At 68.7% G+C, this 16,760-nt stretch carries 15 protein-coding genes and 1 pseudogene; 14 read left to right on the top strand and 2 right to left on the bottom strand.

The window, feature by feature from the left end; all coding sequences use genetic code 11:
- Window positions 1–46: 46 nt before the first annotated feature.
- A complete protein-coding gene (locus ACZ562_RS08990; protein ID WP_471175406.1) occupies window positions 47–1,330 on the top strand; it encodes a geranylgeranyl reductase family protein in 1,284 nt (427 codons plus the stop codon).
- Between the two features lie 11 nt (window positions 1,331–1,341).
- Here the strand turns inward: ACZ562_RS08990 and ACZ562_RS08985 are convergent.
- A pseudogene (locus ACZ562_RS08985) lies at window positions 1,342–1,775 on the bottom strand (peptide deformylase); the annotation flags it as partial.
- Here ACZ562_RS08985 and ACZ562_RS08980 point away from each other — a divergent pair.
- The gene (locus ACZ562_RS08980) at window positions 1,696–2,280 is read left to right on the top strand and encodes an FAD-dependent oxidoreductase (RefSeq protein WP_471175404.1); all 585 of its coding nucleotides are present in this window, start codon (window positions 1,696–1,698) and stop codon (window positions 2,278–2,280) included. The pseudogene ACZ562_RS08985 and the gene ACZ562_RS08980 sit on opposite strands and share 80 nt — an antisense overlap.
- Before the next feature lie 78 nt (window positions 2,281–2,358).
- Here ACZ562_RS08980 and ACZ562_RS08975 read toward each other — a convergent pair whose 3' ends face one another.
- Window positions 2,359–3,183 (bottom strand): C40 family peptidase, encoded by an 825-nt coding sequence (locus ACZ562_RS08975; RefSeq protein WP_471175402.1) that lies wholly within the window; start codon window positions 3,181–3,183, stop codon window positions 2,359–2,361.
- Window positions 3,184–3,919: 736 nt separating this feature from the next.
- Here ACZ562_RS08975 and ACZ562_RS08970 point away from each other — a divergent pair.
- The 12 genes from ACZ562_RS08970 to nuoL are packed head-to-tail and all read left to right on the top strand — an operon-like array spanning window position 3,920 to window position 16,758.
- On the top strand, window positions 3,920–4,279 hold the full coding sequence (locus tag ACZ562_RS08970; protein ID WP_007383963.1) for an NADH-quinone oxidoreductase subunit A: 360 nt from the start codon (window positions 3,920–3,922) through the stop codon (window positions 4,277–4,279).
- A gap of 13 nt (window positions 4,280–4,292) precedes the next feature.
- Complete coding sequence (locus ACZ562_RS08965) at window positions 4,293–4,847, top strand: NuoB/complex I 20 kDa subunit family protein (RefSeq protein ID WP_003998928.1); 555 nt, start codon at window positions 4,293–4,295, stop codon at window positions 4,845–4,847.
- Window positions 4,844–5,599, top strand: a complete 756-nt coding sequence (locus ACZ562_RS08960) for an NADH-quinone oxidoreductase subunit C (RefSeq protein WP_471175399.1) — start codon at window positions 4,844–4,846, stop codon at window positions 5,597–5,599. Before ACZ562_RS08965 ends, ACZ562_RS08960 begins: the two co-directional genes overlap by 4 nt.
- Window positions 5,596–6,918 (top strand): NADH-quinone oxidoreductase subunit D, encoded by a 1,323-nt coding sequence (locus ACZ562_RS08955; RefSeq protein ID WP_471175397.1) that lies wholly within the window; start codon window positions 5,596–5,598, stop codon window positions 6,916–6,918. Before ACZ562_RS08960 ends, ACZ562_RS08955 begins: the two co-directional genes overlap by 4 nt.
- Window positions 6,915–7,787 carry an NADH-quinone oxidoreductase subunit NuoE gene (gene nuoE / locus ACZ562_RS08950; protein WP_471175395.1) on the top strand — a complete coding sequence of 291 codons (873 nt, stop codon included), beginning with the start codon at window positions 6,915–6,917 and terminating at the stop codon, window positions 7,785–7,787. The genes ACZ562_RS08955 and nuoE overlap by 4 nt, the downstream gene beginning before the upstream one ends.
- Entirely contained in the window at window positions 7,784–9,133 is a 1,350-nt protein-coding gene (gene nuoF, locus ACZ562_RS08945; protein WP_471175393.1) for an NADH-quinone oxidoreductase subunit NuoF, read from the top strand. The genes nuoE and nuoF overlap by 4 nt, the downstream gene beginning before the upstream one ends.
- The gene (locus ACZ562_RS08940) at window positions 9,130–11,634 is read left to right on the top strand and encodes an NADH-quinone oxidoreductase subunit G (protein WP_471175391.1); all 2,505 of its coding nucleotides are present in this window, start codon (window positions 9,130–9,132) and stop codon (window positions 11,632–11,634) included. The genes nuoF and ACZ562_RS08940 overlap by 4 nt, the downstream gene beginning before the upstream one ends.
- Window positions 11,631–13,010 carry an NADH-quinone oxidoreductase subunit NuoH gene (gene nuoH, locus ACZ562_RS08935; RefSeq protein ID WP_471175389.1) on the top strand — a complete coding sequence of 460 codons (1,380 nt, stop codon included), beginning with the start codon at window positions 11,631–11,633 and terminating at the stop codon, window positions 13,008–13,010. The genes ACZ562_RS08940 and nuoH overlap by 4 nt, the downstream gene beginning before the upstream one ends.
- Window positions 13,003–13,644, top strand: a complete 642-nt coding sequence (gene nuoI / locus ACZ562_RS08930) for an NADH-quinone oxidoreductase subunit NuoI (protein ID WP_471175387.1) — start codon at window positions 13,003–13,005, stop codon at window positions 13,642–13,644. Before nuoH ends, nuoI begins: the two co-directional genes overlap by 8 nt.
- The gene (locus ACZ562_RS08925) at window positions 13,641–14,483 is read left to right on the top strand and encodes an NADH-quinone oxidoreductase subunit J (RefSeq protein WP_471175385.1); all 843 of its coding nucleotides are present in this window, start codon (window positions 13,641–13,643) and stop codon (window positions 14,481–14,483) included. The genes nuoI and ACZ562_RS08925 overlap by 4 nt, the downstream gene beginning before the upstream one ends.
- A complete protein-coding gene (gene nuoK / locus ACZ562_RS08920; RefSeq protein WP_028420845.1) occupies window positions 14,480–14,779 on the top strand; it encodes an NADH-quinone oxidoreductase subunit NuoK in 300 nt (99 codons plus the stop codon). Before ACZ562_RS08925 ends, nuoK begins: the two co-directional genes overlap by 4 nt.
- 14 nt (window positions 14,780–14,793) lie before the next feature.
- The gene (gene nuoL, locus ACZ562_RS08915) at window positions 14,794–16,758 is read left to right on the top strand and encodes an NADH-quinone oxidoreductase subunit L (RefSeq protein ID WP_471175382.1); all 1,965 of its coding nucleotides are present in this window, start codon (window positions 14,794–14,796) and stop codon (window positions 16,756–16,758) included.
- Window positions 16,759–16,760 lie beyond the last annotated feature (2 nt).

The raw sequence follows: 16,760 nt of genomic DNA, 5'->3' as shown, positions 1-16,760 counted from the left end.
CCAGTGCCCGTCGGCACGCAGATTTCGAACTTGGGGAGATCCCGCCGTGACCGAGCCCCTCTCCGAAAACACCGCCGATGTGATCGTCGTCGGCGCGGGGCCAGCCGGCTCCACGACCGCGTACCACCTCGCCAAGTCCGGCCTCGACGTACTCCTCCTGGAGAAGACCGAGTTCCCGCGCGAGAAGGTCTGCGGTGACGGACTCACCCCGCGCGCGGTCAAGCAGCTCGTGGCGATGGGCATCGACATCTCGGAGGAGGCCGGCTGGCTGCGCAACAAGGGCCTGCGCATCGTCGGCGGCGGCGTCCGCCTCCAGCTGGACTGGCCGGATCTCGCCTCCTTCCCGGACTACGGCCTCGTCCGCAAGCGTGACGACTTCGACGAGCAGCTCGCCCGCCAGGCCCAGAAGGCGGGGGCGCGGCTGTACGAGCGCTGCAACGTGGGTGCGCCGATCGTCGACGACCGCACCGGCCGCATCACCGGCGTCCACGCCAAGCTCGGCGAGGAGAAGCGCGAGGTCACCTTCCGCGCGCCGCTCGTCGTGGCCGCCGACGGCAACTCCACCCGGCTGTCCCTGGCGATGGGCCTGCACCGCCGCGAGGACCGCCCGATGGGCGTCGCGGTCCGCACGTACTTCACCTCACCACGCCACGAGGACGACTACCTGGAGTCCTGGCTCGAACTGTGGGACCGGCGCGGAGCCGAGGACCGGCTGCTGCCGGGCTACGGCTGGATCTTCGGCATGGGGGACGGGACCTCGAACGTCGGCCTGGGCGTGCTCAACACCTCCGACTCCTTCAAGGAGCTGGACTGGCGCGAGGTCCTGAAGGCGTGGTGCGCGTCCATGCCGGAGGACTGGGGCTACACCCCCGAGAACATGACCGGCCCGATCCGCGGCGCCGCGCTCCCGATGGCCTTCAACCGGCAGCCCCATTACACCAAGGGCCTGCTGCTGGTCGGTGACGCCGGCGGCCTGGTGAACCCCTTCAACGGCGAGGGCATCGCCTATGCCATGGAGTCCGGCCAGATCGCCGCCGACGTCATCGTCCAGGCCCACGCCCGCTCCACGCCCGCCCAGCGGGAGACGGCACTGCAGCACTACCCGCGCGTTCTCAAGGACACCTACGGCGGCTACTACACGCTGGGCCGCGCCTTCGTGAAGCTCATCGGCAACCCGAAGGTCATGAAGATCGCGGCCCAGCGTGGCCTGACCCATCCGCTCCTGATGAAGTTCACCCTGAAGCTCCTCGCCAACCTCACCGACCCGACGGGCGGCGACGCGATGGACCGGATCATCAACGGCCTGAGCAAGGTGGCGCCGAAGGCGTGACCGGCGGGGCCTCAGAAGGTGAGCGCCTCCTGTTCGGCGGCCCGGCGCGCGAACACCACGTCCCGCCGGTCCGCCACCCGCCGCGGCGCCTCCTCGCGCCCGCGCCTGGAGAGCCGGTCGAGACACACGTGCCCGTTCGTGTGATCGGTTGATCGGTCTCGTGCGCCAGAAAGCGGGCGAAGCACCCCGTGCCCTCGACGACGAGCGGATTGCCGCCCTTGTCGAGCCCGCGCACCACGGCGGGGTCGGGACGCGGTGCGTCCATGAACGGCGCCCGGCACCGACAGGGTGGCGGGGGCCACCCCTCGCCCTCGTCGAGCAGCCGTCGCCCGTTCGGGTCGAGCGGCTCCAGTTCCGGGTTGACGATGTGTCCGACATGTCGGACACCATCGTCGTTCGGACAGTCGTACACGAACAGTCCCAACCCGGTGCCTGCTTGGTCCGCCATCTCCGAGTGGGACAAGCCCGGCATCCTGTACGGCGAGACGGCCCGCGAGTGCACCAAGGACGAGATCGTCGCCGAACTGTGGGTCCGGCTGAAGGACGGCCTGAACGACGCCGGCAAGACGACGTTCACGGACGGCGACCGCCCCGGCTGGTTCATGGACCCGGCGGTGACGGGACTCTGCGGCGGCCCCGACCCGCAGAACCGCGAACAGCTCCTCATCCACCCCACGGGCACGCTCCGCAACCGGCCGTCGGCGAGGACCGCGGTCCCGAACTTCTTCCTCGCGGGCGACCATGTCCGCACCGACGTCGATCTCGCGACGATGGAGGGCGCCGGCGAGTCGGCGCGACGGGCCGTCAACGCGTTTCTGGCCGCGGACAATTCGGACACTGGGCGGTGTCGCGTCCGGGAGCTGTACCGGCCGCCGGAGAGGGAACCCCTGAAGCGGATCGACGAGGTCCGCTACCGGCGGGGCATGCCCAACACCTTCGAAGTGGGATGAGCCGGAGGCACGTCCGTGGATGAGGCCGAAGGGCCGCTGCCCCCGAGCGGCTGCGGCCCTTCCGGCGATCCGTGCGACTCAGAGGACGCGCACCGCGCCCGTCGCCGGGTATCCGGACAGGTCCTGGATGACAACACCCTTGGAGGGGTTGGCCGCGTCCAGGTACTGGCCGTTTCCGATGTACACGCCCACGTGGTACGCGGAACCCTTGGCACCCCAGTAGAGGATGTCGCCGACCTGGACGTTGGACAGCGACACGTCCGTGCCGACCATCGACTGGTCCTGCGAGACGCGCGGCAGGTCGACACCGACCTGCTTGAACGCCGCCTGGACGAGGGCGGAGCAGTCCCAGGCGTCGGGCCCCATGGCACCCATGATGTACGTGTCGCCCACCTGTGCCTTGAGGAAGGCGATGACCGTCGCGACGCTGCCGCTGGCGGGGGCCGACGCGGTCGTGGTGGTCGGCAGAGTGGTCCGCTCCGAGGAGCGCGACACGGCCTGTTCTGCGGCCGCCTTGCGGGCCGCCTCGGCGGCCTTCTTCTTGGCCTCCGCCTTCTTCTTCGCCTTCGCGAGGTCCGACTTGGCCTGCTTCGCGGCCTTCGCGGCGGCCGCGTCACGCTCGGCCTGCAGCTCGTAGTTCGCGGCGGCCTGCTGCGTGGCGTCCGCGGACTGGGCGACCTGGGCGGCCAGGTCGGCCGTCAGGGTGGGCAGTTCAAGGGTCTGCGTCACCGGCTCGGCCGCGTTCGCCGCGCCGGACGCCCCGGCCACTGCCAGGGTGCTGAGGACGCCACCGGCAACTCCGGCCCGCATCGCGATTTTCGACGCGCTGCGGCGGGGTTTCCGGTGGCTGCGTATGTGAGCGGTGTGGGACATGGGTACAAGCGGTATCAGGGGCTCCTCCATACCTTCAAGAAACGTGTGGTGCGCCACAGTTGCTCAATGGAGGTCCGAATCCCCGGTCCGTCACTCTTTATTGACGCCGTAACGGACAAAGCGGACTGACGTGATCAAGCCTGTGATCACGGTCTTTCGTCTTTACGCCCGAATTGCCCTCCGCTTACCACTTGTAGCGGTGGGTGGCCAAGCCCTCTTCTGGGGCCCCTCTCATCAATGTGGCGGAGGTCACGCAACGGTTACGGGGGCGGTCGCGTCCCGCGTGTGGATCACGACCGGATTGCGGGCGGGTCACGACCCGTGACCCGCTCGTGAACGCGTGCACGCGTCCACATCCGGCCGCCGTCTCCCCCTGATGTGTGAACGCGGTCCTCTAGCAGGGCACCGCCTCCAATACCAATTTGCATGCAACGGAAGTCTCTTGATATGGAGACGCCCCGCTCGACCTGCGTCGATGAACGAAAATGTCACCTCTGGTGATCACTCGGACGCTTCTTGTGTGAAGATCACCGCTCATCCGACTTCATGATCGTTCGTCAGGTGGTGGAGATCACAAAGCTTGGGCAATACCCCGTGTCGCAGATCACAGAGCGGCGGGCATAAGATGCGAGGCAGTTGGGCTTGTGAGCTGCTTCACATGTTCTCGATCTTCGCCGGTGCGGGCGGGGTTCGTGGGACCCGTGGGGCGGATGCGGGTCCGACGCCATCGCCAGCAGTCAGTGCCGACTGAGAGGAGCGAGGAGCGGTGAACGCCTATGCGCCCATCCTCGTACTGGGAGCCCTCGGGGCAGGCTTTGCGATCTTCTCCGTGGTCATGGCCACGCTGATCGGTCCGAAGCGGTACAACCGGGCGAAGCTCGAGGCCTACGAGTGCGGTATCGAGCCGACCCCCACGCCGGCCGGCGGCGGGCGCTTCCCCATCAAGTACTACCTGACGGCGATGCTCTTCATCGTCTTCGACATCGAGATCGTCTTCCTCTACCCCTGGGCCGTCACCTTCGACGCCCTGGGTGTTTTCGGGCTCGTGGAGATGCTGCTCTTCGTGCTCACCGTCTTCGTCGCGTACGCGTACGTATGGCGGCGCGGCGGTCTGGAATGGGACTGAGGGGCATTAGGACATGGGACTCGAAGAAAAGCTGCCGAGCGGTTTCCTGCTGACCACCGTCGAGCAGGCCGCGGGCTGGGTGCGCAAGGCGTCCGTCTTCCCCGCCACGTTCGGCCTCGCCTGCTGCGCCATCGAGATGATGACCACCGGCGCCGGCCGCTACGACCTGGCGCGCTTCGGCATGGAGGTCTTCCGAGGCTCGCCGCGCCAGGCGGACCTGATGATCGTCGCCGGGCGGGTCAGCCAGAAGATGGCGCCGGTGCTGCGGCAGGTCTACGACCAGATGCCGAACCCCAAGTGGGTGATCTCCATGGGGGTCTGCGCCTCCTCGGGCGGCATGTTCAACAACTACGCCATCGTCCAGGGCGTCGACCACATCGTGCCGGTCGACATCTATCTGCCCGGCTGCCCGCCACGGCCCGAGATGCTGATGGACGCGATCCTCAAGCTCCACCAGAAGATCCAGACCTCCAAGCTCGGCGTGAACGCCGAGGAGGCGGCCCGTGAGGCGGAGGAAGCGGCGCTCAAGGCCCTGCCGACGATCGAGATGAAGGGGCTGCTGCGGTGAGCGACGCGAACGGCACCAACGGGGCGTCGAACGGCGTGAACCCCGAGAAGGACCTCGGCGCCTCCAACCTGCCCGGCCAGCGCGGCGACGGCGGCGAGGAGATCCGCGTCCAGCGCGGCATGTTCGGCGCCGACAACGGCGGCGACACCTCCGGCTACGGCGGCCTGGTCCGGTCGGTCCGCCTCCCGGGACCGGCGAGCCGCCCCTACGGCGGCTGGTTCGACGAGGTCGCCGACGAACTCGAGGGCGCGCTGGAGGAACAGGGCCTCCTGCCCGACAACGCGATCGAGAAGACGGTCGTCGACCGCGGCGAGCTCACCTTCCACATCGAGCGCGAGCACCTGCTCCGCGTCGCCCTGACCCTGCGCGACGACCCCGCCCTGCGCTTCGAGCTCTGCACCGGTGTGAGCGGTGTCCACTACCCGCAGGACAAGGGCCGCGAGCTGCACGCCCTCTACCACCTGCGCTCGATCACCCACAACCGGCTGATCCGCCTCGAAGTCAGCGCACCGGACGCCGACCCGCGCATCCCGTCCCTGGTCCCGGTCTATCCGACCAACGACTGGCACGAGCGTGAGACCTACGACTTCTTCGGCATCGTCTTCGACGGCCACCCGGCCCTGACGCGGATCATGATGCCGGACGACTGGCAGGGCCACCCGCAGCGCAAGGACTACCCCCTCGGCGGCATCCCCGTCGAGTACAAGGGCGCCCAGATCCCGGCTCCGGACCAGCGGAGGTCGTACTCGTGAGCACGCAGTCAGCATCCGCCCGTGAGACCACCGAGGGCACCGTATATACGGTCACCGGTGGCGACTGGGACGAGGTCGTCCAGTCCGCGGCCCGCGCCGACGACGAACGCATCGTCGTCAACATGGGTCCCCAGCACCCCTCCACCCATGGGGTGCTCCGCCTGATCCTGGAGATCGAGGGCGAGACCGTCACCGAAGCCCGGTGCGGCATCGGCTATCTGCACACCGGCATCGAGAAGAACATCGAGTTCCGCACGTGGACGCAGGGCACCACGTTCGTGACCCGCATGGACTACCTGACGTCCTTCTTCAACGAGGCCGCCTACTGCCTCGCCGTCGAGAAGCTCCTCGGCATCGAGGACGAGATCACCGAGCGGGCCGAGATCATCCGGGTGCTCCTGATGGAGCTGAACCGGATGTCCTCGCACCTGGTGTGCATCGCCACCGGCGGCATGGAGCTCGGCGCCACCACGATCATGATCTACGGATTCCGTGATCGTGAAATGATTCTCGACATCTACGAGCTCATCACGGGCCTCAGGATGAACCACGCGTTCATCCGCCCCGGCGGACTCGCGCAGGATCTGCCGCCCGGCGCGGTGGACCACATCCGCGAGTTCGTGAAGAAGATGAAGAAGAACCTCCCGGAGTACGACAAGCTCGCCACCGGGAACCCCGTCTTCAAGGCCCGTATGCAGGACATCGGCTACCTCGACCTGGCCGGCTGCATGGCCCTCGGCGCCACCGGCCCGATCCTGCGCTCGACCGGCCTGCCGCACGACCTGCGCAAGGCACAGCCGTACTGCGGCTACGAGACGTACGACTTCGACGTCCCGACCGCCGACAGCTGCGACGCCTACGGCCGCTTCCTGGTGCGTCTGGAGGAGATGCGCCAGTCGCTCAGGATCGTCGAACAGTGCCTGGACCGGCTGCAGCCCGGTCCGGTCATGGTCGCCGACAAGAAGATCGCCTGGCCCGCCCAGCTCGCCCTGGGACCCGACGGGCTCGGCAACTCCCTCGACCACATCAAGAAGATCATGGGCACCTCCATGGAGGCCCTGATCCACCACTTCAAGCTGGTGACCGAAGGCTTCCGCGTCCCGCCGGGACAGGTGTACGCGGCGGTCGAGTCGCCCAAGGGCGAACTCGGGGTGCATGCCGTGTCCGACGGCGGCACCCGCCCCTACCGGGTCCACTTCCGCGACCCGTCCTTCACCAATCTGCAGGCGATGGCGGCGATGTGCGAGGGCGGCCAGGTCGCCGACGTCATCGTCGCCGTCGCGTCCATCGACCCCGTGATGGGAGGCGTCGACCGGTGACCACGAGTTCTTCGGACCGGGGCGTCAGCCTGGGCATGCCCGAACTGCCCGCGCCCGCCTACCCGGACGACGTTCGAACCCGGCTGGAGACGGACGCGCGCGAGATCATCGCCCGCTACCCGGACTCCCGCTCCGCCCTGCTGCCCCTGCTGCACCTCGTGCAGTCGCAGGAGGGCCATGTCACGCGCACCGGGATGCACTTCTGCGCGGACATGCTCAACCTGACCACGGCCGAGGTCACCGCCGTCGCGACCTTCTACACCATGTACCGGCGCCGGCCGAGCGGTGACTACCAGGTCGGCGTCTGCACCAACACGCTGTGCGCGGTGATGGGCGGCGACGCGATCTTCGAGACCCTGCAGGAGCACCTGGGCGTCGGCAACGGCGAGACCACCGACGACGGCAAGGTCACCCTGGAGCACATCGAGTGCAACGCGGCCTGCGACTTCGCGCCGGTCGTGATGGTCAACTGGGAGTTCTTCGACAACCAGACCCCGGCGAGTGCCAAGCGCCTTGTCGACGACCTGCGCGCGGGACGGCCGGCCGAGCCCACCCGCGGGGCTCCGCTGTGCACCTTCAAGGAGACCGCCCGGATCCTGGCAGGCTTCCCCGACACGCGGGACGGCGCCGTCGAGGCGAGCGGCAGTGCCGGACCCGCTTCGCTGGTGGGCCTCCGCCTGGCCAGGGGAGAGGCCGCACCCGCGCGCGTGGTCCACCCGCGCGACGGCCGCCCGCACGACAAGCGGCAGGACAGGGCGGTGCACGAGCCGTCGCCCACCGAGCATCTGAGCTCGCACGACGCGCCGCAGGACACGTCGGCATCCGACCCCGCCCACCCGGCCGGGCCCGCCGCCGAGGAGGGGGAGTGATGACCTTGGCACCCGAGATCAAAGACACCAGCCCCGAGAAGCTGCTCGCACCCGTGCTGTCGGCCTTCTGGGACGAGGACAAGTCCTGGACGCTGGACGTCTACCGAAGGCACGAAGGATACGAGGGGCTCCGCAAGGCGCTGGCCATGTCGCCGGACGACCTCATCGCGTACGTCAAGGACTCCGGTCTGCGCGGTCGCGGTGGCGCGGGATTCCCCACGGGAATGAAATGGCAGTTCATTCCCCAGGGGGATGGAAAGCCGCACTATCTAGTTGTCAACGCCGACGAATCGGAGCCCGGAACCTGCAAGGACATCCCGCTCCTCTTCGCGAACCCGCACAGCCTCATTGAGGGCATTGTCATCGCGTGTTATGCCATCAGGTCTTCGCATGCCTTCATCTATCTGCGTGGTGAAGTCGTCCCTGTGCTGCGGCGGTTGCACTCAGCCGTCGCTGAGGCCTACGCGGCGGGCTACCTCGGCGAGAACATCCTGGGCAGCGGACTCGACCTACAGCTCACCGTGCACGCGGGCGCGGGCGCGTACATCTGCGGTGAGGAGACCGCACTGCTCGACTCGCTCGAGGGCCGCCGGGGTCAACCGCGGCTCCGTCCCCCCTTCCCTGCTGTCGCGGGCCTCTACGCGTGCCCGACTGTGGTGAATAACGTCGAGTCGATCGCGTCAGTTCCCGCGATTCTGCACAAAGGCAAGGAATGGTTCAGGTCGATGGGCAGCGAGAAGTCCCCGGGCTTCACGCTCTACTCGCTCAGCGGCCATGTCGCCAATCCGGGCCAGTACGAGGCTCCGCTCGGCATCACGCTCCGTCAGCTCCTCGACATGAGCGGCGGGATGCGCGCCGGGCATCGCCTCAAGTTCTGGACGCCTGGCGGCTCCTCGACTCCGATGTTCACCGACGAGCATCTCGACGTCCCTCTTGATTACGAAGGAGTGGGCGCCGCGGGTTCCATGCTCGGCACAAAAGCTCTCCAGTGCTTCGACGAGACGACCTGCGTCGTGCGCGCCGTCACCCGCTGGACCGAGTTCTACGCCCACGAGTCCTGCGGCAAGTGCACGCCGTGCCGCGAAGGGACGTACTGGCTCGTGCAGTTGCTGCGCGACATCGAGGCCGGCAAGGGCGTCATGTCCGATCTCGACAAGCTGAACGACATCGCCGACAACATCAACGGCAAGTCCTTCTGCGCCCTCGGCGACGGCGCCGCCTCGCCGATCTTCTCCTCGCTCAAGTACTTCCGCGAGGAGTACGAGCAGCACATCACGGGCCGCGGCTGCCCCTTCGACCCGGCCAAGTCGACGGCCTGGGCCGACCGCACGGAGGTGAACGCATGACCGTGACCACCAGCGCCCCCTCCGGAGGAGGAGAGGCGGCGGTCCCGCCGGAAGACCTCGTCTCGCTGACGATCGACGGCGCCGAGATCAGCGTGCCCAAGGGCACCCTGGTGATCCGTGCCGCCGAGCAACTAGGCATCGAGATCCCCCGCTTCTGCGACCACCCCCTCCTCGACCCGGCCGGCGCCTGCCGCCAGTGCATCGTCGAGGTGGAGGGCCAGCGCAAGCCGATGGCCTCGTGCACCATCACCTGCACGGACGGGATGGTGGTGAAGACCCACCTCACCTCGCCGGCAGCCGAGAAGGCCCAGCACGGTGTGATGGAGCTGCTCCTCATCAACCACCCGCTGGACTGCCCGGTCTGCGACAAGGGCGGCGAGTGCCCGCTGCAGAACCAGGCGATGTCCCACGGCAACGCCGAGTCCCGCTTCGAGGGCAAGAAGCGGACGTACGAGAAGCCCGTACCGATCTCCACGCAGGTGCTGCTCGACCGCGAGCGGTGCGTGCTGTGCGCCCGCTGCACCCGCTTCTCCAACCAGATCGCGGGCGACCCGATGATCGAGCTCCTCGAGCGGGGCGCGCTGCAGCAGGTCGGCACCGGTGAGGGCGACCCCTTCGAGTCGTACTTCTCCGGCAACACCATCCAGATCTGCCCGGTCGGCGCGCTCACCTCGGCGGCGTACCGCTTCCGCTCCCGCCCGTTCGACCTCGTCTCCTCGCCGTCCGTCTGCGAGCACTGCTCGGGCGGCTGCGCGACGCGCACCGACCACCGGCGCGGCAAGGTCATGAGGCGGCTCGCCGCCGACGACCCCGAGGTCAACGAGGAGTGGATCTGCGACAAGGGCCGTTTCGGGTTCCGGTACGCGCAGCAGCGGGACCGGCTGGAGACGCCGCTGGTGCGCAACCCCGAGGGCGAGCTCGTACCGGCCTCCTGGCCGGAGGCGCTGCAGATCGCCGCTCAGGGACTGCTCGCCTCGCACGGCAGGACCGGCGTCCTGACCGGCGGCCGCCTCACCATCGAGGACGCCTACGCCTACAGCAAGTTCGCGCGCGTGGCCCTCGGTACCAACGACATCGACTTCCGCGCGCGCGTGCACAGCAGTGAGGAGGCCGACTTCCTGGCCGCCCGGGTCGCCGGGCGCGGCCGCGACCTCGACGGTACGGGCGTCACGTACACCTCGCTGGAGAAGGCGCCGGCCGTTCTGCTCGTCGGGTTCGAGGCGGAGGAGGAGGCGCCCGGGATCTTCCTGCGGCTGCGGAAGGCCTGGCGGGGGCACGGACAGAAGGTCTTCTCCCTCGCCACGCACGCGACGCGCGGTCTGCAGAAGGCGGGCGGCACCCTGCTGCCCGCCGCTCCCGGCACCGAGACCGAGTGGCTGGACGCGCTCGCGAGCGGCGTCGGCCTGGAGGACGGTGGAGCCGAGGCGGCCGAGGCGCTGCGCGCCGAGGGCGCCGTCATCGTCGTCGGTGAGCGGCTGGCCGCGGTCGCCGGGGGCCTCACCGCCGCCGTACGGGCCGCGTCCGCGACCGGCGCCCGGCTGGTGTGGATTCCACGCCGGGCAGGGGAGCGCGGGGCGGTCGAGGTGGGCGCGCTGCCGTCGCTGCTGCCGGGCGGCCGTCCGGCCACCGACCCGCGCGCGCGTGAGCAGGTCGCCGCCGCCTGGGGTGTCGCCGAACTCCCGCACCGCTACGGGCGGCACACCGGTGAGATCGTCGAGGCCGCAGCCAGGGGTGAGCTTCAGGCCCTCCTCGTGGCGGGTGTGGAGGTCGCCGACCTGCCTGACCCGGCACGCGCGCGTGAAGCGCTTCACGAAGTGGGCTTCCTGGTGTCGCTGGAGCTGCGGCCCGGCGAGGTCACCGAGCACGCGGACGTCGTACTCCCCGTCGCGGCGGTCGCCGAGAAGGCCGGCACCTTCCTCAACTGGGAAGGAAGGGTCCGCTTCTTCGAGGCCGCGCTCAAGCCCGACCAGATGACCCGGCGCCTGGCGCCCGCAGACGCGCGTGTGCTCCAGATGCTGGCCGACGCCATGGATGTACACCTGGGTCTGCCGGATCTGCGCACCGCGCGCGCGGAGCTGGACCGGCTCGGCGCCTGGGACGGGCCGCGGGGGAGCGAGCCCCTGGAGACGGCGGACGCGCTGCCGCGGCCGGCCGCCGGAGAAGCCGTCCTGGCCGGGCACCGCCTGCTCCTCGACCAAGGCCTTCTCCAGCAGGGCGACGAGGCTCTCGCCGGCACCCGGCACGCCGCCCACGCGCGCGTGTCGGCCGCCACGGCCGCCGAAGCCGGCGTCAAGGACGGCGACGTGCTCGCCGTGACCGGCTCCACCGGAGTGGTCGAACTCCCGCTGCGGATCACGGAGATGCCCGACCGGGTGGTCTGGCTCCCGCTGAACTCCACCGGCGGCGGCGTCGCCTCCGACACCGGGGCGCTGCCCGGCTCCCTCGTCCGTATCGGCCCGGCGACGCCCGCCGGCGAGGCCCCCAAGGAGGTGGAGGCATGAGCCCGTACCTCGCCGCTGAAGACCTCTCGGTGTTCGGCCACGACCCCTGGTGGCTGGTCGTCGTCAAGGCGGTGTTCTGCTTCGCCTTCCTGATGGTGACCGTGCTGTTCTCCATCGTGTGGGAGCGCAAGGTCGTCGCCTGGATGCAGCTGCGCATCGGCCCCAACCGGCACGGACCGTGGGGCATGCTCCAGTCGCTCGCCGACGGCATCAAGCTGATGTTGAAGGAAGACATCATCGTCAAGCGCGCGGACAAGGTGGTGTACGTCCTCGCGCCGATCGTCGCGGCCATCCCGGCCTTCATGGCGATCGCGGTGATCCCCTTCGGGCCGGCCGGCAACGAGATCTCGATCTTCGGCCACCGCACCACGATGCAGCTCACCGACCTGCCGATCGCGGTCCTCTACATCCTCGCGGTCGCCTCGGTCGGCATCTACGGCATCGTCCTCGCGGGCTGGAGCTCCGGATCCACCTACCCGCTGCTCGGCGGCCTGCGCTCCTGCGCGCAGATGATCTCGTACGAGATCGCCATGGGCGCCGCGTTCGCTTCGGTGTTCCTCTACTCGGGGTCGATGTCGACGTCGACGATCGTCGAGCAGCAGCACGACCGCTGGTACATCGTCCTGCTGCCGGTCTCCTTCGTGATCTACATCGTGACGATGGTCGGCGAGACCAACCGCGCCCCCTTCGACATGCCGGAGTCCGAGGGCGACCTGGTCGGCGGCTTCAACACCGAGTACTCGTCGATCAAGTTCGCGATGTTCATGCTGGCCGAGTACGTGAACATGGTGACGGTCTCTGCGGTCGCCACCACGCTCTTCCTGGGCGGCTGGCGGGCCCCGTGGCCGGTCAGCACCCTCTGGGAGGGCGCGAACCACGGCTGGTGGCCGTTGCTCTGGTTCGTCGTCAAGGTCCAGCTGCTGCTCTTCTTCTTCATCTGGCTGCGCGGCACGCTGCCCCGCGTCCGCTACGACCAGCTGATGAAGCTCGGCTGGAAGGTCCTCATCCCGGTCTCCGTGGTCTGGCTGATGCTCGTCGCGACCGTACGGACCCTCAGGAACGAGAACTACGACTTCGCCGACATCGCGCTCTACATCGGCGGCGGCGTCCTCGCCGTGCTGCTGCTCTCCTTCGTCGCCGACATGTTCCGGGAGAAGGCGAGGACGGCCGAGCGGCCCGCCGCCGAAGAGCCTGCGGGCTTCGACCCGATGGCAGGCGGATTCCCCGTGCCGCCGCTGCCGGGACAGGAGCTTCCACCGGTGCCGCGACGCCGCCCGCGCCGTGACCGGGAGTTGATTGTCAGTGGTGGGTCGGATACTGCGAGTGACGGATCGATGGGCGGAACTCGTGAGGGAAAGGAGGCGTCCGATGGCTGAGGAGCCCAAGGAGACCAAGCCCGGTTTCCAGAACCCCGTGGCCGGCTTCGGCGTGACCTTCAAGGCCATGTTCAAGAAGCGGCTGACCGAGCAGTACCCGGAGCAGCAGAAGACCACCGCTCCGCGTTTCCACGGACGGCACCAGCTCAACCGCCATCCGGACGGCCTGGAGAAGTGCGTCGGCTGCGAGCTGTGCGCCTGGGCCTGCCCCGCCGACGCCATCTATGTGGAGGGCGCCGACAACACGGACGAGGAACGCTACTCCCCGGGCGAGCGGTACGGCCGCGTCTACCAGATCAACTACGCCCGCTGCATCCTGTGCGGCCTGTGCATCGAGGCGTGCCCCACGCGTGCGTTGACCATGACGAACGAGTTCGAGCTCGCCGACAGCAGCCGCGCCAACCTCATCTACACCAAGGAGCAGCTGCTCGCCGGTCTCGAAGAGGGCATGGTCGACAGCCCGCATGCCATCTACCCGGGGACGGACGAGCAGGACTACTACCAAGGGCTGGTGACGGAGGCCGCGCCGGGCACGGAGCGGCAGGTGGCCTTCTCCAAGGGCGAGGTCCCCCAGGAGGCCGCCTCGACCCCCGGTGAGGACGAGCCGGCGTCGGAGAAGGTGATCGGCCGATGACCGCGCAGCTCGCCGCGTACTCCACCTCCACGGGTGAGGCCTTCCAGTTCTGGGTCCTCGGCACGGTCGCCGTGATCGGCGCCCTGTGCACCGTCTTCATGAAGAAGGCTGTGCACAGCGCGCTCTGCCTGGCCGGCACCATGATCGTCCTGGCGGTGTTCTACCTCGCCAACGGCGCATATTTCCTGGGCATTGTGCAGATCGTCGTCTACACCGGCGCGATCATGATGCTGTTCCTGTTCGTGGTCATGCTCGTCGGCGTCACCGCAGCCGACTCCTTGAAGGAGACCATCAAAGGCCAGCGCTGGCTGGCCCTGGTGTGCGGACTCGGCTTCGGCATCCTGCTCGCCGCGGGCATCGGCAACGCCTCCATCAAGGAGTTCGACGGCCTCACCCAGGCCAACGCGAACGGCAATGTGGAGGGCCTCGCGGCCCTCATCTTCACGAAGTACGTCTTCGCCTTCGAAATCACCGGCGCCCTGCTGATCACGGCGGCCGTCGGCGCCATGGTGCTCACCCACCGCGAGCGCACCGAGCGGGCCAGGACCCAGCGCGAGATGGCCGAGCAGCGGGTGCGTGAGGGCAGGCACGTACCGCCGCTGCCGGCGCCCGGCGTGTACGCCCGGCACAACGCGGTGGACATCGCGGGCCTGCTGCCCGACGGCACTCCGTCCGAGCTCACCGTCAGCAAGACGCTGCGCGAGCGCGGTCAGATCCGTGACGTGTCGGCCGAGGCGCTCAACGACCTGCGGGCCCTGGAGCAGCGCGCCGAGGAGCGCCTGGAGAGGACCGCGATCGAGCCGGCGAACTTCAAGCGGGCCGAGGAGGCGTCGAAGTGAACCCCGTCAACTACCTGTACCTCGCCGCGTTGTTGTTCACGATCGGCGCGACCGGCGTGCTGATCAGGCGCAACGCGATCGTCGTGTTCATGTGCATCGAGTTGATGCTCAACGCCTGCAACCTCGCGTTCGTCGCCTTCTCCCGGATGCACGGCAACCTCGACGGCCAGATCATCGCTTTCTTCACGATGGTCGTCGCCGCCGCGGAGGTCGTGGTCGGGCTCGCGATCATCGTGTCGCTGTTCCGTACCCGCCACTCGGCCTCGGTCGACGACGCCAGCCTGATGAAGCTGTAAGGGGTCGCTGAATCGTGGAGAACCTGATTGCGCTGCTGATCGCGGCGCCTCTGCTCGGAGCGGCGGTCCTGCTGTGCGGCGGCCGGAGGCTGGACGCTGTCGGCCACTGGATCGGCACCGTCCTCGCCGCCGTCTCCTTCGTGTTCGGCGCGATCCTCTTCGCCGACCTGCTGGGCAGGAGCGCCGAAGACCGGACCCTGACCCAGCATCTGTACAGCTGGATCCCGGTCGAGGGCTTCCAGGCGGACGTCGCCTTCCGCCTCGACCAGTTGTCGATGACGTTCGTGCTGCTGATCACGGGCGTCGGCTCGCTGATCCATCTGTACTCGGTCGGGTACATGGAGCACGACGAGCGCCGCCGCCGCTTCTTCGGCTACCTGAACCTGTTCCTCGCGGCGATGCTGCTGCTCGTCCTCGCCGACAACTACCTCCTGCTGTACGTCGGCTGGGAAGGCGTCGGCCTGGCGTCGTACCTGCTGATCGGCTTCTGGCAGCACAAGCCCAGCGCGGCCACCGCGGCGAAGAAGGCCTTCCTGGTCAACCGCGTCGGCGACATGGGCCTGTCCATCGCCATCATGCTGATGTTCACGACCTTCGGAACCTTCGCCTTCGGCCCGCTGCTCGGGACCGAGGAGGAGCCGGGGCTCGTCGGAGACGCCGGCGAGGCCACGCTCACCGGCATCGCCCTGATGCTGCTGCTCGCCGCATGCGGCAAGTCCGCCCAGGTACCGCTGCAGTCCTGGCTCGGGGACGCGATGGAGGGCCCGACCCCCGTCTCGGCCCTCATCCACGCCGCGACGATGGTGACGGCGGGCGTCTACCTGATCGTCCGCTCGGGCGCGATCTTCAACGCGGCGCCCGACGCGCAACTCGTGGTCACGGTCGTCGGCGCGGTCACGCTGCTGTTCGGTGCGATCGTCGGTTGCGCGAAGGACGACATCAAGAAGGCACTGGCCGGCTCGACCATGTCGCAGATCGGCTACATGGTGCTCGCCGCCGGCCTCGGCCCCATCGGCTACGTCTTCGCGATCATGCACCTGGTGACACACGGCTTCTTCAAGGCCGGGCTGTTCCTCGGCGCCGGTTCGGTCATGCACGGCATGAACGACGAGGTCGACATGCGGCGGTACGGCGGCCTCAGGAAGTACATGCCGATCACGTTCGTCACCTTCGGTCTCGGCTACCTCGCCATCATCGGCTTCCCGGGCCTGTCCGGCTTCTTCTCCAAGGACAAGATCATCGAAGCGGCGTTCGCCAAGGGCGGCACCGAGGGCTGGATCCTCGGCGGCGCGGCCCTGCTCGGCGCGGCCATCACGGCGTACTACATGACGCGCGTGATGCTGATGACGTTCTTCGGAGAAGAACGCTGGCGCCATGCCGAGACGCCGTCCCCCGCCGAGCCGAGCGTGGAACCCGCAGCCGGGCACCGCGGCGAGCACGCGGAGCCGCACCCCCACGAGTCCCCCGGGTCCATGACGATCCCCATGATCGTGCTGGCCTTCGGATCGGTCTTCGCGGGCGGCTTCTTCAGCATCGGCGACCGCTTCCTGCACTGGCTGGAGCCCGTCACCGGGCACTCCCACGGCGACTCGCCGGTCAGCGCGACGACCGTCACCCTGGCCACCATGGTCCTCCTGGTCGTCGGCGTCGCCATCGCCTACGCCCAGTACGGCCGCCGCCCGGTCCCCGTCGTCGCCCCGCGCGGGTCGCTGCTCACCCGGGCCGCCCGGCGCGACCTGCTCCAGGACGACTTCAACCACGTCGTCCTCGTCCGCGGCGGCGAACACCTCACGAGGTCCCTGGTGTACGTCGACCACACCCTGGTCGACGGCGTCGTCAACGGCACGGCGGCCTCGGTCGGCGGCCTCTCCGGGCGGATGCGCAGGCTGCAGAACGGCTTCGCGCGTTCGTACGCGGTCTCGATGTTCGGCGGTGCGGCGATCCTCATCGCCGCGACCCTGCTGATGAGGGCGGTCTGATA

This window comes from Streptomyces sp. NPDC040410 (assembly GCF_055595715.1).
This window is presented reverse-complemented; position numbering and strand designations above follow the sequence as displayed.